The organism is Streptomyces sp. ME02-8801-2C, assembly GCF_033793965.1.
Classification (GTDB): domain Bacteria; phylum Actinomycetota; class Actinomycetes; order Streptomycetales; family Streptomycetaceae; genus Streptomyces.
Genome location: NZ_JARAXP010000024.1, coordinates 57,667 through 79,227, shown reverse-complemented (window position 1 = coordinate 79,227; position 21,561 = coordinate 57,667). Strand labels below are relative to the sequence as shown.

The following is a 21,561-nucleotide window of genomic DNA, read 5'->3' as shown; positions in this document are numbered from 1 at the left end:
ACCCTAGACATCGGCTCGGACAGTGAACTCACCCTCGGCGACCCGCGCCCGCAACGCCTCACCGGCCGCCACCTCACCCGGATCCCGGACCACGTGCCCGTCGGCCTGTTGCAGCACCGCGTACCCCCGCCGCAGGGTCGCGGCGGGGGAGAGGCCCACCACGCGCGCGTGGGTGTGGGACAGCTCGGAGTCGGCGCGGTCGAGGAGATGGCCCAGGGTGCGCCGCGCCCGGTCGGCGAGAGAGGCGACCTGATCGGCCCGCTCGTCGATCATCCGGTGCGGGTCCTCCATGACGGGCCGCGCGAGGGCGTGCGCGAGCCCGCGCTCCTCCCGCTCGACGAAGGCGTGGGCGCACCGCCGGGCCCGATCGAGCAGCAGCCGCACGCGCTCGTACTCCTCACCCACGTCCGGTACGACCTTCTTGGCGGCGTCGGTGGGTGTGGAGGCCCGCAGATCCGCCACGAAGTCGAGCAGCGGCTGGTCGGGCTCGTGCCCGATGGCGGAGACGACGGGCGTACGGCAGGCGGCGACCGCGCGGACGAGCTGCTCGTCGGAGAAGGGCAGCAGATCCTCCACGCTCCCGCCGCCACGAGCCACGACGATCACATCCACCTCGTCGAGATCGTCCAGCTCCTTCACCGCCTGGACGACCTGCGACACCGCGTGCACGCCCTGCACGGCGACGTTGCGCACCTCGAAACGGACGGCCGGCCAGCGACGGCGGGCGTTCTCCAGGACGTCCCGCTCGGCGGCGGACGCCCGCCCGCACACGAGCCCGATGAGGTGGGGCAGAAAGGGCAGCGCCTTCTTCCGGTCGGCGGCGAACAGGCCCTCGCCGGCGAGGGCCTTCTTCAACTGCTCCAGCCGGACGAGCAGTTCCCCGATCCCCACCGGCCGTATCTCGGTGGCCCGCAGCGACAACTGCCCCCGGGGCGCGTACCACTCGGGCTTCGCGAGAACGACAACGCGGGCCCCCTCGCTCACCACGTCGGCGACCGCGTCGAACACCTGGCGATAGCAGGTGACGGCGACGGAGATGTCGTGCGAGGGGTCACGCAGCGTCAGAAACACCACGCCGGCGCCCGGCCGACGCGACAACTGGGTGATCTGCCCCTCCACCCACACGGCACCGAGCCGCTCGATCCACCCCCCGATGAGCCGCGACACCTCACCGACAGGCAGCGGAGCATCAGCGGACGTATTGAGACCCATACCGCGAGACTAACGGCCACCACTGACAACAACCGGCCCGCATCTCCAGCCCGTCCGGCGTTTGAGGACAAGGCCCGTTCAGGGCCGTAGGGGGGTCTGGGGGCGCAGCCCCCAGGTTCAGGATGGGACGGGTAGGGGCGGCGGGGGCGAAATCCACCCAACCATCGCCACCCCGACCCCGGCCTTACGATGGTTCACATGACCGCTTCGCCTCGCCGCCGTGTCCTGCTCGCCGCCCCCCGAGGCTACTGCGCGGGCGTGGACCGCGCCGTGATCGCCGTCGAGAAGGCCCTGGAACAGTACGGGGCCCCCATCTACGTCCGCCACGAGATCGTCCACAACAAATACGTCGTACAGACCCTCGAGAAGAAGGGCGCGATCTTCGTCGAGCGGACCGCGGAGGTCCCCGAGGGGTCCATCGTCATGTTCTCCGCGCACGGCGTCGCCCCCGTCGTCCACGACGAGGCCGCCGCCGGCAAACTCGCCACCATCGACGCCACCTGCCCCCTCGTCACCAAGGTCCACAAGGAAGCCGTCCGCTTCGCGAACGAGGACTACGACATCCTGCTGATCGGCCACGAGGGCCACGAAGAGGTCATCGGCACGTCCGGCGAGGCCCCGGACCACATCACGCTGGTCGACGGACCGAAGGACGTCGCCAAGGTCGAGGTCCGCGACGAGTCGAAGGTCGTCTGGCTGTCCCAGACCACCCTCTCCGTGGACGAGACGATGGAGACCGTCGACGCCCTCAAGGAGAAGTTCCCGCAGCTGATCTCCCCGCCCAGCGACGACATCTGCTACGCCACCCAGAACCGCCAGCTCGCGGTGAAGCAGATGGGCGAGGAGGCGGAGCTGGTGATCGTCGTCGGCTCGAAGAACTCCTCCAACTCGGTCCGGCTGGTCGAGGTCGCGAAGCTCGCCGGCTCCCGCGCGGCGTACCTCGTGGACTTCGCCGACGAGATCGACGAGGCGTGGCTGGAGGGCGTGTCGACGGTCGGCGTCACCTCGGGCGCGTCGGTCCCCGAGATCCTGGTCGAGCAGGTCCTGGAGTGGCTGTCGCAGCGCGGCTTCGAGGATGTGGAGATCGTCAAGGCGGCGGAGGAGTCCATCACGTTCTCGCTGCCGAAGGAGCTGCGCCGCGATCTGCGCGCGGAGGCGGCGGAGCTGGTGGCCAGCCGCACGGGTATCGCCGTCAAGACGGCTACGCCCCCCTCGGGTGAGTGACTGTCAGTCGTACGCCGTAACGTAGAGCCATGCACATCTTCGGCGTGGACATCGGCGGGTCAGGGATCAAGGGCGCCCCTGTGGATCTGGACAGGGGCGACCTCGCGGAGGAGCGCTTCAAGGTGCTCACCCCGCACCCGGCCACGCCCGACGCGGTGGCGGACGGCGTCAAGGAGGTCGTCGGCCACTTCGGCTGGACGGGCCCGGTCGGGATCACCTTCCCGGGCGTGGTCACGGACGGCTCGACGATCCGTACGGCGGCGAACGTCGACAAGAACTGGATCGACACGGACGCGCGCGCCTTGCTGAGCGACCGGCTGGGCGGCCTCCCGGTGACGGTACTGAACGACGCGGACGCGGCGGGCGTCGCCGAGATGCAGTTCGGCGCGGGCCGCGACCGCACAGGCACGGTCCTCCTCCTCACCTTCGGTACGGGCATCGGCAGCGCACTCTTCAGCGAGGGCGTCCTGGTCCCGAACACGGAGCTGGGTCACCTGGAGCTGCACGGCCACGACGCGGAGACCAAGGCGTCCACCAAGGCCAAGGAGGACCACGACCTGACGTGGGAGCACTGGGCCCAGCGTGTCCAGAAGTACCTGGCCCATGTGGAGATGCTGTTCTCCCCCGACCTGTTCATCATCGGCGGGGGCGTCAGCCGCAAGTCGCAGAAGTTCCTGCCGCTGATCGAGGGGATCAGGGCGGAGATCGTCCCGGCGCAGCTGCAGAACAACGCGGGGATCGTGGGCGCGGCGATGCGCGCGGCGAACAAGGCGTAACAGGGGGAGCAGGGGTAGCGGGGGCAACAGGGCAACCTGGGCGGTAGGACCCGGCGCCTCACACGGGCGTACGGGTCCGTCCCGGCCGGCGGTTCATCAGGCGGATCTTCCGCACGGCCGCGATGACGCCCGCGACGAGCGTCCCCCCGTACAGCCAGCCGGCCTCGGTGGCGAGCGCGGTGACGAGGCCCATCAGACGGGACAGGATCCCGTCGCCGTCCGCCAGGGGCAGCACGCCCACGGTGAAGGCGATGGGTACGACCACGGGCGCGGTCGCCAGATCGGCGCCGCGCACCCAGGCCGCGGTCAGCACACACACCGGCAGGAACAGCACTCCGTACGCCGTCAGGGACGCCCCGAACAGCAACTGGTCGAGACAGCCGAGCGCGAACATCACGGCGGCGCAGAACAGGCCGGCGCCGAGACCGGTGAGCCGGGGGTTCGGCAGCCGCCGCAGCGTCTGCACGACCGGTGGGACGGGCCGTCCGCCGGTGGCCGCGGGGCGCCGGGATCCGGCCTGCGCCTTCCCTGTGGGACGGCCGCGACGCGGGGCCGGCGGGGCACCGCGGCTGGGCCGGGCCGGGCCGGATTGCTGAGGACGATGTCGGATCCTGTGTTGCTCCACTGGACCAACCTAGGTGGGCCTCCGCACCCGACAGCCCCTCAGACACGCCGAACACATCCCGAACCCCGCGCCCGGCGAGCGCCTGCCCAACGCCCGGGACACGCCGACGTACAGACCTTGGCCATGTGTTCGATACGGCGCCGGGCGGGGTCCGCGGCAGCCCGTAGACTGAGGGATCGTCTCCACCCTCTCACCCTCCTCTCGTACGGGAAGTCGCAACGTGTCGCTCACGATCGGAATCGTCGGTCTGCCGAATGTCGGCAAGTCGACCATGTTCAACGCCCTGACCAAGAACGACGTGCTGGCGGCCAACTACCCGTTCGCCACGATCGAGCCGAACGTCGGCGTGGTCGGCGTCCCGGACGCGCGCCTCGCGAAGCTGGCCGAGATCTTCGGCTCGCAGAAGATCCTTCCGGCGACCGTCGACTTCGTCGACATCGCGGGCATCGTGAAGGGCGCCTCGGAGGGGGAGGGCCTGGGCAACAAGTTCCTCGCGAACATCCGCGAGTCCGACGCGATCTGCCAGGTCATCCGCGCCTTCCAGGACGAGAACGTCGTACACGTCGACGGCAAGGTCTCGCCTAAGGACGACATCGAGACGATCAACACCGAGCTGATCCTCGCCGACCTCCAGACGATCGAGAAGGTCCTGCCGCGTCTCCAGCGGGAGTCGCGCATCAAGAAGGACATCGGTCCGAAGGTCGCGGCGGTCGAGGCGGCGAAGGAGATCCTGGAGAAGGGCGACACCCTGTTCTCCGCGGGCATCGTCCAGGGCTCCGGCAACGAGGAACTCCTCCACGACCTGCACCTCCTCACCACCAAGCCCTTCCTCTACGTCTTCAACGTCGACGAGGACGAGCTGACCGACGAGGACTTCAAGAACGAGCAACGCGCCCTGGTCGCCCCCGCCGAGGCGATCTTCCTCAACGCCAAGCTGGAGGCGGACCTCGCCGAGCTCGACGAGGAGGAGGCGATGGAGCTCCTGGAGTCGGTCGGCGTGGAGGAGCCCGGCATGGCGACGCTGGCCCGTGTCGGCTTCGACACCCTGGGCCTGCAGACCTACCTGACGGCAGGCCCGAAGGAATCCCGAGCCTGGACCATCAAGAAGGGCGCCACCGCCCCCGAGGCCGCCGGAGTCATCCACACCGACTTCCAGAAGGGCTTCATCAAGGCGGAGGTCATCTCCTTCGACGACCTGGTGGAAACGGGCTCGGTCGCGGAGGCCCGCGCCAAGGGGAAGGCGCGTATGGAGGGCAAGGAGTATGTGATGCAGGACGGGGACGTGGTGGAGTTCCGCTTCAACGTGTAGACGGTGACCTGGTACCAGTTCGCCGATCTGGCAAACAAGCAGGTCAAAAAGGGGTCCGACTCTTCGGGGTCGGGCCCTTGGTTTTTCCCGTTCTGGGACAGTTGGGTGACGCCGAGGGACTCGGCGAGCTTCTCGACCCGCTTCTCGGCCCGACGTTCGTCGCTGACCTGCCCGCATTCCGCGTTGCTGAGGGCATCGGCCTCCGCGGACATGAGCGCGCGCTTCGACCTCTCGAAGATCAGTCGGTGGTCGTTTCATCTATGCGGGCACCATCCCGATGCCGGAGCAAACCCCCGGATCAGGTCGAACCCGTACACCACTTCCCTGGACGCAACCCAGACACCTGCGCAGGCCATTTTGAATCCCTCATAAGGCGGAATCGACCAATCCCAGGTCGAGTGCCGTCACCGCCGCTGCCGTTCGATTGGAGGCCCCCAACTTCAACAAAACGCTGCTGATCAGGCGTTTGACGCCGTTATCGGATATGCCCAGTTTTCGTGCGATCTGCTTGTTGCTCAGGCCGTCGACGACGTGCACCAAGGCCTGATGCTCACGCACGGTGAGAGGTGCCACCGACAACTGACGCTTTGCGGAATCCCCCGTGGCCGAGGCGAGAAGCTTTCTGCCGAGACGGCTCGGCATGGGCATCTCGTTGTTGATCAATTGCGTCAGAGCCCGGTCCAGGACGTCCGCCGTGAGGCCCTCTTCGAGTACGTATCCGTCGGCCTGCAAGGTCTCTCTGCGCATTCCATGGCTGAACTGCGACTCCGTGAGAAGTGCCAGGACCAGCGGCGGATGGGCCGCGTGCCGCACCAGCGGTGCGCACAGCGCTGCCGAGTGTTCTCCGGAGACGACCACGACGTCGACCGCATGGACCGATAGTGCGTCGGAAAGGTTGGCCAACGACCCGCACACCTGGTCGAGCGCGACCGATTCCAAGCCGTGGAGCAGTGCTTGCAGACCCGCTCTCATCAACTCGCTCTCGGCGAAGAGGACGACCTGGACGTGGGTCTGCCGAGGCTCGCGGTTCAATACCTCGGTCGACATCAGCTCTCCTTCCCTCATGGAGCTACACGCGTGGCACCGTAGAAACACCCTGCACCGCACCCTTGCGGTCCCTGGCGAAGAGGCGGTCGACGAAGGACTCCCGCCACTTGCCGACACTGCCGTCGACGGCCCCGTACTCGTCGAGAAAGCCGCAGTCCGCGGGACGGAGCGCGGCGAGTGCGTCAGGCGGAACGGCCTCGGGGTACAGGAGCGCAGCGTGGTGCATCCCGAAGTAGACGGTATCCGCCACTCCGCCGGCCACCACCCGTTCCCGGACGGCGGGCCACGCTTCCGCCGCCGTGATGAATTCGCAACTCAGCGCTACATCAAGGAACTTGAGTATCTGCAGGTCGACACCGGACTCGATGTAGTAGCGGGCGGTGGCCTCCTTGCGGAAATGCAGGCAGAGATCGATGAAGCGGTCCGGCAGGTCCAGTGCGAACGACTGCTCGCCGCACAGTCGGACGGGCGTTCGCCGGTCGAGCACGTCCGCCACTGTGAGTCGTCCGTCGGCGTTCTTCTGGAAGAGGTCGAGGCACACGTCGACGACGAACACGTCGGCCGCCGGATCCTCCGAAATCCTCACGTACGGCAACTCGTTGCTTACGTGCATTCGCCAGAACACGCGTGTGCCGCGGGTGAACGGTTCGACAGTGGTGCCGTCCGCGGACACCCGGCCCCGGGCGTAGCCGCGCTGCTCCAGGATGCGCGCGATATCGGCGAGATGCTCCTTGGAGACGAGCACGTCGAGGTCGTACATGCGCCGCAGCCCCGGATCGCCGTAGAGCGTCTCCGCGAGGACAGGACCCTTGCGGACCGCGTAGGGGATTCCCGTCCCGTTGAGTTCGGAGAAAAATTCGCCGAATTCGACCGACAAAGCTTCGTTGCGTTTCGTGTTGGCGTAGTGGACGGATTCGAAGAGCCATCGGTAAGGGATGAGTGGAACGCCCTCGGGGTTGTAGTGGAGGCGATTCCTCGAGATGTTCCTGCCGATCAGTGGGAGCACTCTGTGGCGACTTGCCTGATCGATGAAGAAGCCCCAGTCGAAGACTTCCTGGTAGTTTCTCAGGATCGTCCTGCAATGCTCCACCTGAGTTGTGGAAAGACTCAACCGAGAAAGTGTCAGCAGGAGGTTGATTTCGGGCCTCATGGTCCGTCCTTCGAACTCCATCGACATCACTTGGCCCCTTCGTTACATCATGAGTGACGTAATGTCCCGTGTCACGGGGGGAGGCTTCGAAGCTACCCGGCGGAAAATTGTCGAAAACGGTTTCTCGTCAGGTTGGCCGACTGTGGCCATGTTTGCGATCGCGGATTGACCGGCTTGCCACGTGTCTGCTTGCATCCTTGGAAAACCTGGCAAAATTTCCTCGAAGCGTGGAGGAGAGGGAGCTGTGAAATCTCAGTATGCTGCCTCGGTAATGCGCCCCACAACCGTCCACACAGTCCCTTTCTCCGGCTCGGGTGAAGGCAACTTTCCGCTCACGTGGGCCCAGAAATGGTTGTGGCGGGTCATCGACCTGAACGCCCCCCATATAGAGCGCATGAACATGAGGACAGCGGTCGATGTCCCGCAGGGACTCAGCCTTGAAACGACCGTGGAAGCGATCGGCGAGTTGATCGGTCGGCACCGAACGCTCAGAACCCGGTTCTACGTCGATGAGAGCGGAACCCCGCGCCAGGCAGTGGCCCGGGACGGCGTACTGCGTGTGGAAGTCCACGAAACCGATGGGCGAGACCTCACGGACCTCGCGCGCCAAGTCTCCGATTCTCTGTCAGGGACGCCTTTCACGCCGCCGGAGATTTCTCTTCGAGCTGCTGTCGTGACCGACGGGGGAGTGCCGTGTCGGGCCATTCTGTCCATCTTTCACATGGCTGTCGACTCCTGGGGGCTCAAGCGGCTGAGCAAGGATCTGGGGCTGGTGCTTGGCGCACTGCTCGACGGAGAGCCGGCGCCGTCGGCAGATTCTCTCGCGCACCCTTCGGAACGGGTCGAGTTCGAGCGCAGCACCGCCGGAGAACAACGGTCTCTTGAGTCGGTCCACTACTGGACGGAGCAGCTGTCCCTCTTCGGTCCGGTGTCCTGCCCGAAACCGCGAAATTCCCCCGAGTATCCCCAATTCAGAGAAGTATGGATGAAGTCGAAGGCGGTTTCCGTCGCAGCCTACTGCGTGGCGCGCCGACTCGACGTGAGCGTCAGCGCGGTGTTCACCGGACTCACCGCTGTACTTCTCTGTGGGCGCACCGGGCACCCAGGAGCCGGTTTCCTGGTGTTCAACCACAACAGATATGGGCGCAAGTGGGCCGCGATGTACGGCACTCTGACACAGAACTTCCCCCTGTACGTGGCCGTCGAGGACAGTTCGCTCCCCGGCACCATCCGGAAAGTCGACCCACTGATCTCCAAGGGGATCTTCTACGGTCAGTACGACCCCGATCATCTGGCTCCCGCACTGGCAGAAAAGGCGGCACAACGGGGTTTCGTTCCCGATGTCTCCTGCGCGGTGAACGTCATGGCGGAGCGGAATTCGGCAGCCATCGACGAGCCGGATGAGGAGGCGGCCCGGGCGCGCGTCCTTCTACCTGAGACCAGGATCACCAAAGGCGCCGGACTGGATCAGGAGGACATGAACTTCTATCTCTCCGTCTCGTCCGATCCGCAGGAGACGACTGCGTATTTGAGAGCCAACACCAGGATGTTCTCCAGCCGCGACATGGAGGAGTTTCTGAGGGGCATGGAAAAGGATCTGGTCCATCTGCTGGCACAGGTCGAGGGGGGCAGCTGTGCATGAGTACTCGGTAGCACTTCAGTCACCGGTTCCTCTTCATCTGGCCGATGAGATGTCCAAGCGGATGTTCTTCGTCACCGAGGACATCGAGACGTTCAGCCTGGTGGCCGACGAATCGGGCGTGACGGCGGTGGACGTGGCCACCGCGCGTCCGGTGGACCCTGGTGAGCTGACGCGGAAGATCGGCGAGATGGTGGCCGGCGACGTGCTCCCGCAACGCGCGATCAAGGCGCGTGAACTGTGGAGATCTCCCCACCGGGAAAACCCGGCCGACGACGGTCTCTTCGACCGCATGCTGGCCGGCGGACTGGTCACGGAGAGCGGAGTCGGCCAGTTCGGATTCGGTGACACGCTCATCCGCCTCCTCTCGTACCTGGACAGGACCTTCACGGACATCGCCGTCCGGCTCCTCGGCGCGGAGCTGCGCAGCTACCCGTCCCTGATACCGACGGATGTTCTGTGCCGTAGCGGGTACGTCTCGTCGTTCCCGCAGTTCCTGCTGGGCGCCAGCCGCCTGCACGGCGACACGGACCACTACCGGGACTTCATCGACGAGATCCAGGCGGCATCCCACACCGAGGACCCAGGTGCGGCGGCGGCCGAGGCGCTGGAGCGGCACGGCACCCATGCCGGACACGTCCTGTCACCGGCGGTCTGTTACCACGTCTACCAGCAGTACTCGGGCACCCGTATGCCGGAATCGGGTAAGGCCGTGACGGCGGTGGGGAAGTGCTTCAGGCATGAGTCGCGTTATCACCGCTCGTTGGAACGCCTCTGGGAGTTCACCATGCGCGAGGTGGTGTTCATGGGCGACCAGGAGTATGTGACCCAGGCGCGCAAGGACATCATGCGGGCCGTCTGGGACACCGCTCAGCGGCTGGGGCTGCCTGGCCGTTGTGAGACGGCGAGCGATCCGTTCTTCCTCAGCGTCCAGGCGGCCCAGAAGGTCTGGTCGCAGCGAGCGCTCGAGTTGAAGTACGAGCTGCTGCTGCCGGTGGGCGGCGGTCGCAGCGTCGCCGCCGCCTCGTTCAATCTGCACGGCCAGAAGCTGGGTGAGGCGTTCGACTTGTCCAGTTCGGTCGGTGACGCTGCTTTCACGGGGTGTGCGGCATTTGGCTTGGAGCGCATCGCCTATGCGTTCCTGCATCATTTCGGCATGGATGTCCGGAACTGGCCCGACGAGGTCCGCGAGTGCATTTAAAAGCACTTGCAAAGCAATATGAAATTTTAAGAAAACCGCATCTCCGGTAGGTTTCCGGATTGCTGTGGTGATCCTGGGGAGAAGCCTCGAAAACTTTCGATGAAGTGTCCGTACCTGGGAATTCGGGGACTTCGTATTACCCATAGGCGAAGGTCTTGACGAACCAAAGTCGTCCCGTCATATTTGGTTCACGTTGGCAAGCTTCGAACTGTGGAGGTCGCCGCGTGATGCCCGCCTTGCCTCACGGGAGGGAGATTGAAAGTGTTGGCTGCATATGCCGTGAACGCTCACAGGAAGTCTCCGAGGAGAACCATCAACTGCTCTACCTGCTGGCGCAGGGCCTCCCGGCGGAGACGATTGCTCGAATCCTGTGCACATCAGGTCGAACGCTGCGACGGCGCATACGGTCCCTCTGCGACGGGATCGGAGTCGCAACTCCCATAGAAGCGGTTGTGTGGGCAGCGCGCCGCGGTTTGATCTGACGCGATCCAGAAAGGTGACCTGCGACGGTGGAACGAGAATGGGACGATAAATTCGATAACCTGATCAGGGGAGTGCTGAAAGGTGTTCCCGTTGACGCCGGTATCGCACCGCATCTCGATCTGGCGGCGCAGGGAGTGGACTCCATGGCCATCGTGGAACTCATCGTCCGCATCGAGGAGACCTACGAAGTGGTGTTCCCCGACGAGGCCATTGGTCCGCAGTCCTTCGCCACACCCGCCGCCTTGTGGAAGACCATCGGCCACCTCACGTCTCCTGGTGTTCGGGGAGAGAGTCGATGAGCGGGTTCTCCGTACCGCCCGAGACGCTGGACATCCTGTCCGAGAACGCCGACCGCACCGACCGCGAAGCGGGTTTCCCGGTTGCCGGTCTTCAGGCGTTGCGTGACTGCGGCCTCATGGGCATCAATGTGCCACCGGAGTACGGAGGGCGCGGCGCGTCTCTCGAAGAGATCACGAAGGTCGCCCGCACTCTTGCTCCCGCATGTCTGTCCACCGCGATGATCTGGGCCATGCACGTCTCGCAGGCGGACGCGCTGGTTCGGCACGCGAGCGCCGACCTCCGCTCGGAGGTGCTGCCGCGTATCGCCGCGGGCAAGGAGTACCTCGCCTCGGTGACCACGGAGGCCGGCCGCGGCTCTGATCTGTTCACCGCGCACACCCCCCTCCGTGTCGAGAACGGCCGCGCGGCCTTCACCGGCCGCCGCGCTCCGGTGGTCACGGGAGGGATGCAGGCAGACGGGTTCCTGGTGACCTTGCGGGCCCATCAGGAGGCCCAGCCGCACGAGGTCTCCCTGCTGTACGCGAGGCGGGAGCAGCTCACGCTGGTCGGCAGCGGCGACTGGGACCCGATGGGCATGCGTGGGACGGAGAGCCTCGGCTGGGAGATCTCGGGCGAAGTGCCCGCCGGGAATGTCGTGGGCGAGGCGGGAAAGTTCCAGGAAGTCGCACGGGAGAGCATGGTCCCGACCGCGCACATCGGCTGGTCGGCCTGCTGGCTGGGTGCCGCCGAGGGAGCATATCGGCGGCTGATCCGCTGGCTGCGCGCACCGCGCAGACAGGGCGGGCCGCAGGTGCGCTCCGAGTTGCTGCGGGAGCGGCTGGGACGCATCCGGGTGGACCTCGACCTGGTCAGCGCGTATCTCCACCGCGTCTGTGCCTCGGTGGAGGCGGCTCGGGCCGAGGGATCCGGGTTGTCCGCACCGGTGACTCAACTGCGCCTGAATTCGCTGAAACTGGCGGCGTCGGAACTGACGTTCCGCGCGGTCGACGCGATGCTCCAGACGGCCGGTATGGGGCCTGGGTACATGCGCTCCGCACCACTCGGCCTCGAACGGGCCTTCCGGGACCTGCGGTCGGCTCGGCTGAACCATTCCAACGACAGGATGTGGCCCGCGACCGGAGCCTTGGCCCTCCTGGACACCAAGGTCGATCTTCTCTGATGCTTCCAGACGCGTCCAGGACGCGCTGCCATCCGGTCTACACAGGCATGCCGTGTTCCAGAGCGGAGGAGGTCCACAAGAAGTGCGCCCTCAACTCAGTGTTGTCGTTCCTTTCCACAATGTGGAGAGCTATGTCGGGGAGTGTCTCGATTCGATCGCGCGTCAGACATTCGACGATTTCGAGGTCATCATGGTCGACGACGCCTCGACAGACTCCAGCTGTGAGGCAGCCGCGGCCTTCGCGCGAGGGGACACGCGGTTCCGTCTCGTGCATCAGCGCAAGTCCGGCGTCGGCGCCGCGCGCAACACGGGTCTCCGGCAGGCCGCGGGACGCTATCTGGCCTTCGTGGACGCCGACGACATCGTCGTACCGACCGCCTACGAGAACCTGGTCGCATCGCTGAGGAGAACGGGTTCCGACATCGCGTGCGGCGGCGTACGCCGATTCGACGGTCAGGGCAGCTGGCCTTCGTCCCTCCACGCCGGGATATTCGACGAGGAGGCCCTGAGAACGCATATCACCAAGAAGACCGACCTCCTGGGAGATCGGACAGTCTGGAACAAGGTGTACTGCCGCTCCTTCTGGGACCGCAACGATTTCCGCTTCCCCGAGCATCTGCATGAGGACGCGCCCGTCGCCGTGGCGGCCCATGTTCTGTCGCAAAGCGTCGACGTCCTCGACTCCACCGTCTATCTCTGGCGCGTGCGAGAGGGCGGGCCGCCGTCCATCACGCAACGGCTCTTCGAGGCGGCCGCACTCGACGGCCGGATGGAGCAGGTGCGTACCGTCTCCGCCTTTCTCGCCGGTCACAGCCCGGATCTGAAGAGGGCTTATGACCTGATCGCCCTGGAACACGATGTGCTGATCCTGATGCTCGCCCTCCCACGAGCCGGGACGACGCGACGCGACGCGATCCTGCAATTCGCGGAGTCATTCCTGAAGGGCGCCGACGAGGACACGGTGCAGAGGATCAGTGCGGAGACGGCCTGCTACTACCGGCTGTTGGCCGAACGCAGAATTCCGGAGCTGGTCCGCCTGGCGGAGCGGCAACCGTACAGCACGTACCTCTGACGAGAGCGAGACACTTCTTTCATGGTTCTCCTGACGGACAGCCGTCCCGGCAGCGGTCGAGAACACGAGGCAGGAATCACGGCACGGAACCTGCGCAAGGTCTTTCGCACCGCGATACGACGCCCGGGCTTCGCCGGCGCCGTGCGCTCCCTGGTCAACCCGGAGCGGACGGTGAAAGCCGCCGTGTCGGACGTGACCTTCAGCGTCGGCCCCGGTGAACTGCTCGCTCTGCTGGGCCCGAACGGCGCGGGCAAGTCCACCACCATCAAGATGCTCACGGGGATCCTGGTACCGACTTCCGGCGTCGCACGTGTGGCCGGACTGGTGCCGCATCGCGATCGCAGACGCAACGCCCGCACCATCGGCGCGGTCTTCGGACAGCGCACTCAACTGTGGTGGGACCTGCCCGCTCGTGAGTCGCTCCGCATCCTGCGCGACATCTACGGTGTCCCCGAGGCGGAACATCGCGCCCGCATAAGGGAGTTCGACGAAATCCTGGAGCTTCGGAGCTTCTGGGACACGAGAGTGCGGCACCTTTCCCTCGGACAGCGGGTGCGGTGCGACCTCGCCGCGGCCTTCCTGCACGGCCCGCAGGTCGTGTTCCTGGACGAACCCACCATCGGCATGGATGTGATCGCCAAGGAACAGGTCCGCGAGTTCCTGCGCCGAGAGGTGGACAAGCGCGGCCGGACCGTACTGCTCACCACCCACGACATGACGGAAGTAGCCAGACTGGCCGAGCGCGTGGTGCTGATCAACCACGGCCGCACCGTCCTGGACGGCCACTTGGACGAGATACGCCGCCGCTTCGGTGGCTGGCAGATCCACGCGACGCTCGGGGACCTCGGCGCCGACCCGGCAGCGGAGCAGCCGACTCCGCCGCCAGGTGTCCGCATCCTGCATCGGCAGGGCTCCCAGGTCGTCTTCGGTCCGGACGACACGAACCCGACCATGCAGGAGGCGCTGCGTCGAGTGATCGGGTGTTACGAAGTCGTCGATCTGAAGCTGGAGCAGAACGACTTGGAAGACGTGATGCGAGCCGCCTATCTCCGCGAGGACGAGCGGACGCACGGTGACGGCGGTTCCGCCACCGAGTCGGTCGTACGAGGAGCGTGACCATGGCCTCTTCCGGTGCCATGGCCAAGACGTCGCCCGGCTTTTGGCCGGTCGTGCTGTCACGCGCCTGGGGTATCGCCGCGATCAGCGCTCTGGGCGAGCTGTTGGTGCCGCCCCGGCTGACCGCCGTAGCGCTGAGACTGGCCGTCCAGCTCTTCCTCGTGGTCTGCCTGTGGCGAGGGCTGTACGCCCACACAGGGGTGACCGCGGGAATCGACCGTGAGCAGGCGGTCGGGTACGCGGTCCTGGCCACCCTGGCCATTCGCATGCGCAGCATCGACCGGTCGACCGGGCGGGACACCGTGTTGCAGCACATGAACTTCGGCACCATCGTGTACTGGTTCCTGCGCCCCTTGACGCCGCGTCACTACTACGCTCTGCGCGCCGTCGGCGACCAACTGTACGGATTCGTCTGGGCGTTGGCCGGCTACCTGGTCTGTTGGGCAGTGGGCGCGGTCGAGCTACCGGGATCGGGGCGCGTGCTGACCGTCTTCCTGCTCAGTCTGCTGCTCGGTCAATGGGTGCTGTACCACGTCATGCTGATGATCGATCTGATGTGCTTCTGGACACTGCGCAACAACGCGGCCCTGTTGATTCTGCAGTTCACGCAGAATCTGCTGTCCGGGGTCTACGCCCCGTTGTGGTTCTTTCCCGCGTGGTTCGTCACCGTGAGCAGTTTCCTGCCGTTTCAGTACAGCCTCAATGTGCCGCTTTCGATCTACATCGGGAGGATCCCTCTCGGTGCGGCTCCCCGGTACCTCATGTACCAGGTCCTCTGGGGCGCCGGGCTGGCGCTCTGTACCAGATGGCTGTGGCACCGATCCGCTCGTCGTGTCATCTCTCAGGGAGGGTGAACCGTGGCCGTCCATCCTTCTGTCCGGCCTCCTGGTCGACTGGTGCGGTTCGCTGCCGACTGGAAGGTCGCCTGGCGCCTGACCAAAATGAACTTCAGAGCGCTCATGGAGTACCGAACCAATTTCCTGTTGAGTATCGCCATCGGAGCGGTCTGGCAGGTCTCTGTCATCGTCTTCGCCGGCGTGCTGCTGGTGCGGTTCTCGGGAGTCGGTGGCTGGGCCAGTTCCGACGTCCTGTTGATCGCGGGTCTCAGAATGCTCGCCCACGGCCTCTACGTGCTGTTCTTCGGCCGCGTCTTCAACCTGAAGTTCCTGGTTCAGGAGGGCCTGGTCGAGGCGTATCTCGTCAGGCCGATGCCCGTCTACCGACAGGTACAGCTCGCCTTCTTCCCGGCGAACGCCCTCGGTGACCTGATCGTCGCGATCAGCCTGTTCGCAGCGGCGATCAGCAGAAGCCAACACGAGTGGACGGTTGCCCGAATCCTCTTTCTCGCGGGTGCGGTCGTCGGCGGAATGTTCATGGAATCCGCGATATTCACCGCCATCTCGAGCGCTGCCCTGCACTTTCCGGCCACGTCCTACTGGAGCACCTGGTTCGAGGAGTTGATGGGTACGTTCGGCAACTACCCGCTGAGCATTCTTCCCAAGATCGCGCAGGTCGTGTTCACCTGCGCGGTGCCCCTCGCCTTCGTCGCGTACTTCCCCGCCGCCATCCTCACCGGCCACGGCGGCACGCTGGGCGTACCTGTGTGGCTTGCGGTGGCGTCGCCGCTCCTCGGCTTGCTCGCCTTCATCGCCTCACGTCTGCTGTGGAACCGAAGTCTGAGCCACTTCACCGGCACCAACCACTGAGTGGGGAGCAGGTCCACGACCGTCCAGGGGTGCGCCGGACAAGACCGGCGTCACGCTCTGCTAGGGTCCCATCCATGTCTACATCGGTGCGTTGCTATTGGCGCTTTGCGTTGGCTCCGGGCGGAGCCGGTCGTCGCATGCGCTGACTGAGCAACCACCCGGAGCCAACAGGGCAGAGGCGTTTCGCCTCTGCCCTTTCGTCGTTGAGGCGGACGGCACCGGGCGATGCGGTAGACGCGTACGACTTGGTGGGCTCCGCCTCGTGAACCGAAACGGAACCCCACTGTGGTCGTATCCACCATCGGTGATGCGCAGACGAACGATCTGCGGATCACCGACTTCCAGCCCCTCGTCCCGCCGGCCGTCCTGCGCGCTGAACTCCCCTTGGGTGCGGCTCGCGCGGCCGTTGTCCAGGACGGCCGACGTCAGGTCAAGGATGTACTCACCGGCGACGACGACCGTCTGCTGCTGATCGTCGGCCCGTGTTCCGTCCACGACCCGGCCGCGGCGCGAGAGTACGCGGAGCGGTTGGCCGCGGCGAGCGCGGCGCTGAGCGACGACCTCTGCGTCGTGATGCGGGTGTACTTCGAGAAGCCGCGGACGACGCTCGGCTGGAAGGGACTCATCAACGACCCGCACCTGGACGGCACACACGACGTCCACAACGGCCTGCGCCTGGCCCGCCAGGTTCTGCTCGACGTCCTCGACACAGGGCTGCCCGTCGGATGCGAGTTCCTGGAGCCGACCAGTCCTCAGTACATCGCGGACGCGGTGACCTGGGGAGCGATCGGTGCACGTACCCCTGAGAGCCAGGTGCACCGCCAGCTCGCCTCGGGACTGTCCATGCCCGTCGGCTTCAAGAACGCGACGGACGGCCACCTGCAGCCGGCCGTGGACGGCTGCAGGTCGGCCGCCGGCCGCCACGTCTTCTTCGGCATCGACGAGCACGGCACCGCCTCGGTCGTCTCGACGAGCGGCAACCCCGACTGCCACATCATTCTGCGCGGGGGGCGCGGAGGACCCAACCACGGTCCCGAACACGTCAGGGACGCGCTCGCGCTGCTGGCGGCGTCCGGGATGCCGGAGAACCTGGTCATCGACGCGAGTCACGCCAACAGCGGCAAGGACCACATGCGCCAGGCCGAGGTGGTCCGGGAGATCGCGGACCGGATCGCCGACGGAGAGCGAGGGATGACCGGACTGATGATCGAGAGCTTCCTGCGCGCGGGGCGGCAGGAGCCGGGCCCGTTGCACACGCTCGTCTACGGGCAGAGTGTGACCGACGCCTGCGTGGGATGGGATCAGACGGAGGTGCTGCTGGGCGAGTTGGCGGCGGCGGTCCGTCGGCGGCGGACGTCGCGCCGCTGAGGGGACAGTGCTTCGACCCGCGATGACGTGCCGTCACCCTCGTGCCCGAATGGGTATGCCCGTTGGTGCGATCACTGGCGTCTGACGCCTTCCTGCGGGTTGCGGCAGTGTGTGACGAGGCCGTTGTGTCCGGGCGAACACCAGCACGGTGGCCGGCGATGCGGACCCTGTCCGTGTCGCCGAGGGCCTGTGCCTGTACGAACGCCCTCTGAGGCTCCGCGTGCTGCTCTGAGCCATGCGGTCTCGCACACCAGTGGAAGGGGTTCCCATGTCCCAGCGGATGGCACTGCGTCACATGCTCGCCTCCGGCACCTTCGTCCGGACGGTCGGCGTGCATGACGGCCTCACTGCGATCCTGGCCGAAAGAGCGGGGTTCGAGGCCGTCTGGGCAGGTGGCCTCGGCATCTCCGCGGCCCATGGAGTGCCTGACGCCGGCCTGCTGACCATGACGGAGTTCCACGCCGACGCGGTCCGGATCCGCCGGGTGACGGCGCTGCCGGTGATCGCCGACGTGGACGCGGGCTTCGGGGACGTCAACGTGGTGCGTCGCATGGTGCGGCTGTACGAGGAGTCCGGCATCGACGCGGTCTGCATCGAGGACAAGCAGGGACCGAAGCGCAACAGCTTCCGGGACGGCAACACACTGGAAGACCCGGAAGCCTTCGCCATGAAGATCTCCGCTGCCAAGTCGGCCCAGCGGCAGGGAGACTTCGTGGTGATCGCCAGGCTGGAGTCCTTGATCGCCGGGGCCGGTTCGGAGGACGCGCTGCGGCGGGCCGAACTGTACTGCTCGGCCGGGGCAGACGCGGTGCTGATCCACAGCCGTGCTCAGGACGCCGGGCAGATTGCCGAGTTCTGCGCCGAGTTCCGGGCGAGGGGGAGCTCGGTGCCGATCTTCGCCGTACCGACGACGTACTACACCACGGACTTCCACCAGTTGCGGGACCTGGGACTCGCGGGCGCCATTTACGCCAATCAGATGCTGCGGGCGATGATCCGCTCCGGCGAGGACCTCCTGGCGAGTCTGGCACGCACCGGGTCCACCGCGGAGATGGAGCCGTCCATCGCCGCTGTGAGCGAAGTCTTCGACCTGGTCGAGACGGACAAGCTGATCGGCGATCTGCCCTGGCGAGAGCTCACCCGGATCATGACTGGCGACAACACCGATGCGATGAAGGCCTCTTGACGGGACGTCCTGCTGCTGAAGGAGACCGCACATGACGCTCTGGGCGATCACCAGCTATTTCAATCCGGCGGGTTACCGGACCCGTTTCGCCAACTACCAGCTCTTCCGGCAGCGACTGAACGTTCCGCTGATCACCGTGGAGCACTCTCCCGATGGCCGCTTCGAACTCGGCCCCGCGGACGCCGACATCCTTGTCCAACTGTCCGGCGGCAGCACGCTCTGGCAGAAGGAGCGACTGCTCAACGTCGCACTGGACCGGTTGCCGGAGAACTGCACGGCAGTCGCCTGGATCGACTGCGACGTCGTGCTGGAGGACGACGACTGGGCCCGACTCGCCCTGCGCAAGCTCGAAACGGCCGTCCTTCTCCAACCCTTCTCCAGGGCCCGTGAGGTGCGCGCGGACCAGATCGACGACCCGCCGCCGTCGGCCGTGGTCCGGCCGAGCTTCGCGCTCCAGTACGTGGAGGGAGCCCTCGTCGAGGAACGGCTGCGCACCTGGCGCATCGGCACGGACCCCGTCCCGCTGCACTGCGGCTACGCCTGGGTGGCCAGGGCGGAGGTGATCCTGCGGCACGGGCTCTATGACGCGTCGATCGTCGGCGGCGGCACCCGGGAGCTGGCCAGCACGGCCATCGACCGCATCGACCACCTTCTGGCCTGCCGCCCCCGCAACGAGTACCAGCGTGAACATCTCCTGGAGTGGGCCAAGCCGTTCGCCGAGGCGGTCGACGGGCGGGTCGACTACCTGGACGGCGACCTGGTCCATCTGTGGCACGGCGACGTGTCGCACCGCGGTTACGGCACCCGGTACCAGATGGTTGCGGATCTCGGTTTCGATCCGACGCATGACATCGCCGTGGCCGGCGGCTGCTGGGAGTGGAGTTCGGACAAACCCGAACTGCACCGACGGGTTCATGAATACTTCGCGCAGCGGCGCGAGGACGGCTGACCGAGGCGAGAGCGGTTATGACCTCACGTGTGATGTATGTGGTGCGCCGGTATCCACAGCTTTCGGAGACGTATCTGGAAACGGAGATACGTGCCGTGGCCGCGCGCCATACGACAAGTATCGTGTCGTTCGGCGCAGCGGATCTTCCGGCGTCCGAACATCATCCCTTCGTATCAGTGAACGGTGAGGACATCGACGCGCAGGTTCGGCACGTCGAGGAGTTCCAGGCCGATGTGCTGCACGGCCACTACGCTCATCACGCGCCGGCCCTGCGGCGCCTGGCCCGGCGTACCGGCGTGCCGTTCACGGTCCGTGCCCATTCCTACGATCTGTTGGCCAAGCCGGCGGTTCGGGACGAGGCGGTTGCCTCTTTCAACGACGATCTGTGCCTCGGTGTGCTCACGTTTCCCTTCACCGTGGATCTCCTGTTGTCCTGGGGTGTCTCGGACAAGAAGGTCGTCCCGTGCCGTCCTGTGGTGGACGTCGGCCGTTTCGCGGACACCTCCGTCAACGGGGACATGATCATGAACGTCGGCGCCTGCCTGCCGAAGAAGAACCACGAGTTGTTCATCGACCTCGCACGCAGCGTCCCCGAACGGACGTTCAACCTGTATGCCATGGGCTACGAATCACGGCGCATCGCGGAGTACAACCGGGCGAGCGGCAACCCGGTGGTCATGCACCCGCTCGTCGAGCACCGACTCATGCCGACCGAGTACAAGAAGCACCGGTGGCTGGTCTACACGGCTTCTGCGGAGCTGCGGACGGTCGGCTGGCCGATGGCGGTCGCCGAGGCTCAGGCTGCCGGAGTCGGCGTATGCATGCAGAACATCAGGCCGGACCTCAAGGAGTACGTGGGGTCGGCGGGCTTTCTTTTCGACTCGCTGGACGAAGTGGCCGACATCATCGCGCAGCCCTTCCCCGACGACAGAAGAGAACTCGGCTTCCGGCAGGCCGGACTGTCCGACATCAATCACCACCTCCCGCTGCTGGAATCGCTTTGGACACGGACATGAACGCTGCCGACCGGCTTTCTCAGCTGGAGACGAACGACGTCGAGAGCCGGACGTGGACGCTGCGCCTCTACGACCATCACGAGCTCTCGATCGCGGGTCCGGAAAAGTTCCTGGAGGCGGTGGCCGACTACTTCTGGCCCCAGGCGCGCTCCGTGGCTCCTCACCCCGGTCAGTTGCGGGTCGAACTTGTCGTGGGCCGGGTACGGCCCGGGGTGACGGCCGCCGCCGAACCGTGTCCGGTGACGCTCTATGCCTCTCCCGACGGGTACGTCCCCGACTTCAACGAGGGTGTGGTCTACACGGGCCTCCCCGGCGTGGACCGACTGGTCGTCAACCCCCATACCGGGAGCGGTTTTCTGGTGACGCGGGACCGAGTCCGTATCGTGAACCCCGATCCCTCCCTCGGCACGCGCGACGCCCTTCGGGTGGTCAAGCAGATGGTGAGCACGGGTTTTGAAGCGGCGGGTGTGCTCACCGTGCACGCGTCCGGATTCGCCATGGGTGGCGACGCCTTCGCCGTGACCGGGCCCAAGGGAGCAGGGAAGACGACGACGGTGCTGGCCGCCGTCGCGGCCGGAGCGCGGCTGGTGTCCAACGACCGGCTGTACGCCCGCGCCGACACGGCAGGCACGGATGTTCTCGGCTGGACGGACCCCATTCGGCTGATCGACGCCCCCGACCGTCCCAAGCGAGTTGTGTCCCTCGCCTCGTACTTCTCCGGAGACACCGGCCGCGTGGCAGTCGGCCCACTGCCGCTGCGCGCGATCGTGGTGCCCGAGGTCAGTACCGAGTCGGCGCCGATCCGGTGCGAGGAACTCGACAGCGCCACCGGTGCCGCGCTCGTTCGGGAGGAAGTACTGCCCGCCAGGGCCCGGTGGCTGGGCATCGAGCCGGCGCCGTTGACGGATGCCCGGCCACCCTCCGCGGAGCGCTGCCTGCGGCTCTCCTACGGCTACAAGGATGCGGCCCAGGCGGCGGACCTGTTGCTGAAGACCCTGGCCCGGCATACCTGACGCACTGGGC

20 protein-coding genes are annotated in these 21,561 nt (G+C 66.2%); 16 read left to right on the top strand and 4 right to left on the bottom strand.

The features are described from left to right. Nucleotides 1–3: 3 nt before the first annotated feature. Nucleotides 4–1,212, bottom strand: coding sequence for an exodeoxyribonuclease VII large subunit (gene xseA, locus PV396_RS40860; RefSeq protein ID WP_319213405.1), 1,209 nt, complete (start codon nt 1,210–1,212; stop codon nt 4–6). A 189-nt stretch (nt 1,213–1,401) separates the two neighbouring features. On the opposite strand from xseA, the gene PV396_RS40855 reads away from it, so the two are divergent. Both PV396_RS40855 and ppgK read left to right on the top strand, forming a co-directional pair. After that, nucleotides 1,402–2,436: a 4-hydroxy-3-methylbut-2-enyl diphosphate reductase gene (locus tag PV396_RS40855; RefSeq protein WP_319213404.1), complete on the top strand. Its 1,035-nt coding sequence runs from the start codon at nt 1,402–1,404 to the stop codon at nt 2,434–2,436. 29 nt (nt 2,437–2,465) lie between these two features. Then, nucleotides 2,466–3,212, top strand: coding sequence for a polyphosphate--glucose phosphotransferase (gene ppgK, locus PV396_RS40850; RefSeq protein ID WP_319213403.1), 747 nt, complete (start codon nt 2,466–2,468; stop codon nt 3,210–3,212). Between the two features lie 58 nt (nt 3,213–3,270). On the opposite strand, the gene PV396_RS40845 is transcribed toward ppgK, so the two are convergent. After that, on the bottom strand, nt 3,271–3,678 hold the full coding sequence (locus PV396_RS40845; protein ID WP_319213402.1) for a DUF6542 domain-containing protein: 408 nt from the start codon (nt 3,676–3,678) through the stop codon (nt 3,271–3,273). A 379-nt stretch (nt 3,679–4,057) separates the two neighbouring features. Here PV396_RS40845 and ychF point away from each other — a divergent pair, with 379 nt between their 5' ends. Next, on the top strand, nt 4,058–5,146 hold the full coding sequence (ychF, locus tag PV396_RS40840) for a redox-regulated ATPase YchF (RefSeq protein ID WP_319213401.1): 1,089 nt from the start codon (nt 4,058–4,060) through the stop codon (nt 5,144–5,146). Nucleotides 5,147–5,512: 366 nt separating this feature from the next. Here ychF and PV396_RS40835 read toward each other — a convergent pair whose 3' ends face one another. Further along, nucleotides 5,513–6,193, bottom strand: a complete 681-nt coding sequence (locus PV396_RS40835; protein ID WP_319213400.1) for a response regulator transcription factor — start codon at nt 6,191–6,193, stop codon at nt 5,513–5,515. A gap of 22 nt (nt 6,194–6,215) precedes the next feature. Beyond that, the gene (locus tag PV396_RS40830; protein WP_319213399.1) at nt 6,216–7,370 is read right to left on the bottom strand and encodes a nucleotidyltransferase family protein; all 1,155 of its coding nucleotides are present in this window, start codon (nt 7,368–7,370) and stop codon (nt 6,216–6,218) included. 217 nt (nt 7,371–7,587) lie between these two features. On the opposite strand from PV396_RS40830, the gene PV396_RS40825 reads away from it, so the two are divergent. From PV396_RS40825 to PV396_RS40765, 13 genes are all read left to right on the top strand, one after another. Beyond that, a complete protein-coding gene (locus PV396_RS40825) occupies nt 7,588–8,985 on the top strand; it encodes a condensation domain-containing protein (protein WP_319213398.1) in 1,398 nt (465 codons plus the stop codon). Between the two features lie 49 nt (nt 8,986–9,034). Beyond that, nucleotides 9,035–10,183, top strand: coding sequence for a hypothetical protein (locus PV396_RS40820; protein WP_319213397.1), 1,149 nt, complete (start codon nt 9,035–9,037; stop codon nt 10,181–10,183). A 509-nt stretch (nt 10,184–10,692) separates the two neighbouring features. Then, complete coding sequence (locus PV396_RS40815; protein ID WP_319213396.1) at nt 10,693–10,965, top strand: phosphopantetheine-binding protein; 273 nt, start codon at nt 10,693–10,695, stop codon at nt 10,963–10,965. Next, on the top strand, nt 10,962–12,125 hold the full coding sequence (locus tag PV396_RS40810; protein WP_319213395.1) for an acyl-CoA dehydrogenase family protein: 1,164 nt from the start codon (nt 10,962–10,964) through the stop codon (nt 12,123–12,125). The genes PV396_RS40815 and PV396_RS40810 overlap by 4 nt, the downstream gene beginning before the upstream one ends. A gap of 52 nt (nt 12,126–12,177) precedes the next feature. Next, the gene (locus PV396_RS40805; RefSeq protein ID WP_319213394.1) at nt 12,178–13,197 is read left to right on the top strand and encodes a glycosyltransferase family 2 protein; all 1,020 of its coding nucleotides are present in this window, start codon (nt 12,178–12,180) and stop codon (nt 13,195–13,197) included. A 21-nt stretch (nt 13,198–13,218) separates the two neighbouring features. Then, nucleotides 13,219–14,313 (top strand): ATP-binding cassette domain-containing protein, encoded by a 1,095-nt coding sequence (locus PV396_RS40800; protein WP_319213393.1) that lies wholly within the window; start codon nt 13,219–13,221, stop codon nt 14,311–14,313. A gap of 20 nt (nt 14,314–14,333) precedes the next feature. Then, nucleotides 14,334–15,167: an ABC transporter permease gene (locus tag PV396_RS40795; RefSeq protein ID WP_319213423.1), complete on the top strand. Its 834-nt coding sequence runs from the start codon at nt 14,334–14,336 to the stop codon at nt 15,165–15,167. Between the two features lie 87 nt (nt 15,168–15,254). Then, on the top strand, nt 15,255–16,019 hold the full coding sequence (locus tag PV396_RS40790) for an ABC transporter permease (RefSeq protein WP_319213392.1): 765 nt from the start codon (nt 15,255–15,257) through the stop codon (nt 16,017–16,019). Nucleotides 16,020–16,304: 285 nt separating this feature from the next. Further along, on the top strand, nt 16,305–17,387 hold the full coding sequence (locus PV396_RS40785; protein ID WP_319213391.1) for a 3-deoxy-7-phosphoheptulonate synthase: 1,083 nt from the start codon (nt 16,305–16,307) through the stop codon (nt 17,385–17,387). A gap of 268 nt (nt 17,388–17,655) precedes the next feature. Next, nucleotides 17,656–18,573 (top strand): isocitrate lyase/phosphoenolpyruvate mutase family protein, encoded by a 918-nt coding sequence (locus PV396_RS40780; RefSeq protein WP_319213390.1) that lies wholly within the window; start codon nt 17,656–17,658, stop codon nt 18,571–18,573. 31 nt (nt 18,574–18,604) lie between these two features. After that, the gene (locus tag PV396_RS40775; RefSeq protein ID WP_319213389.1) at nt 18,605–19,522 is read left to right on the top strand and encodes a hypothetical protein; all 918 of its coding nucleotides are present in this window, start codon (nt 18,605–18,607) and stop codon (nt 19,520–19,522) included. A gap of 176 nt (nt 19,523–19,698) precedes the next feature. Continuing rightward, a complete protein-coding gene (locus tag PV396_RS40770; RefSeq protein WP_319213388.1) occupies nt 19,699–20,538 on the top strand; it encodes a glycosyltransferase in 840 nt (279 codons plus the stop codon). After that, a complete protein-coding gene (locus PV396_RS40765) occupies nt 20,535–21,551 on the top strand; it encodes a hypothetical protein (protein ID WP_319213387.1) in 1,017 nt (338 codons plus the stop codon). The genes PV396_RS40770 and PV396_RS40765 overlap by 4 nt, the downstream gene beginning before the upstream one ends. Nucleotides 21,552–21,561 lie beyond the last annotated feature (10 nt).

What these genes read in the sequence shown, in the direction of transcription:
- PV396_RS40775 (WP_319213389.1), top strand. Translation starts at nt 18,605, where the DNA reads ATGACGCTCTGGGCGATCACCAGCTATTTCAATCCGGCGGGTTACCGG.
- ppgK (WP_319213403.1), top strand. Translation starts at nt 2,466, where the DNA reads ATGCACATCTTCGGCGTGGACATCGGCGGGTCAGGGATCAAGGGCGCC.
- PV396_RS40765 (WP_319213387.1), top strand. Translation starts at nt 20,535, where the DNA reads ATGAACGCTGCCGACCGGCTTTCTCAGCTGGAGACGAACGACGTCGAG.
- PV396_RS40835 (WP_319213400.1), bottom strand. Translation starts at nt 6,193, where the DNA reads ATGTCGACCGAGGTATTGAACCGCGAGCCTCGGCAGACCCACGTCCAG.
- PV396_RS40855 (WP_319213404.1), top strand. Translation starts at nt 1,402, where the DNA reads ATGGTTCACATGACCGCTTCGCCTCGCCGCCGTGTCCTGCTCGCCGCC.
- PV396_RS40810 (WP_319213395.1), top strand. Translation starts at nt 10,962, where the DNA reads ATGAGCGGGTTCTCCGTACCGCCCGAGACGCTGGACATCCTGTCCGAG.
- PV396_RS40780 (WP_319213390.1), top strand. Translation starts at nt 17,656, where the DNA reads ATGTCCCAGCGGATGGCACTGCGTCACATGCTCGCCTCCGGCACCTTC.
- PV396_RS40830 (WP_319213399.1), bottom strand. Translation starts at nt 7,370, where the DNA reads ATGTCGATGGAGTTCGAAGGACGGACCATGAGGCCCGAAATCAACCTC.
- PV396_RS40790 (WP_319213392.1), top strand. Translation starts at nt 15,255, where the DNA reads ATGAACTTCAGAGCGCTCATGGAGTACCGAACCAATTTCCTGTTGAGT.
- PV396_RS40820 (WP_319213397.1), top strand. Translation starts at nt 9,035, where the DNA reads ATGTCCAAGCGGATGTTCTTCGTCACCGAGGACATCGAGACGTTCAGC.
- PV396_RS40800 (WP_319213393.1), top strand. Translation starts at nt 13,219, where the DNA reads ATGGTTCTCCTGACGGACAGCCGTCCCGGCAGCGGTCGAGAACACGAG.
- xseA (WP_319213405.1), bottom strand. Translation starts at nt 1,212, where the DNA reads ATGGGTCTCAATACGTCCGCTGATGCTCCGCTGCCTGTCGGTGAGGTG.
- PV396_RS40795 (WP_319213423.1), top strand. Translation starts at nt 14,334, where the DNA reads ATGGCCAAGACGTCGCCCGGCTTTTGGCCGGTCGTGCTGTCACGCGCC.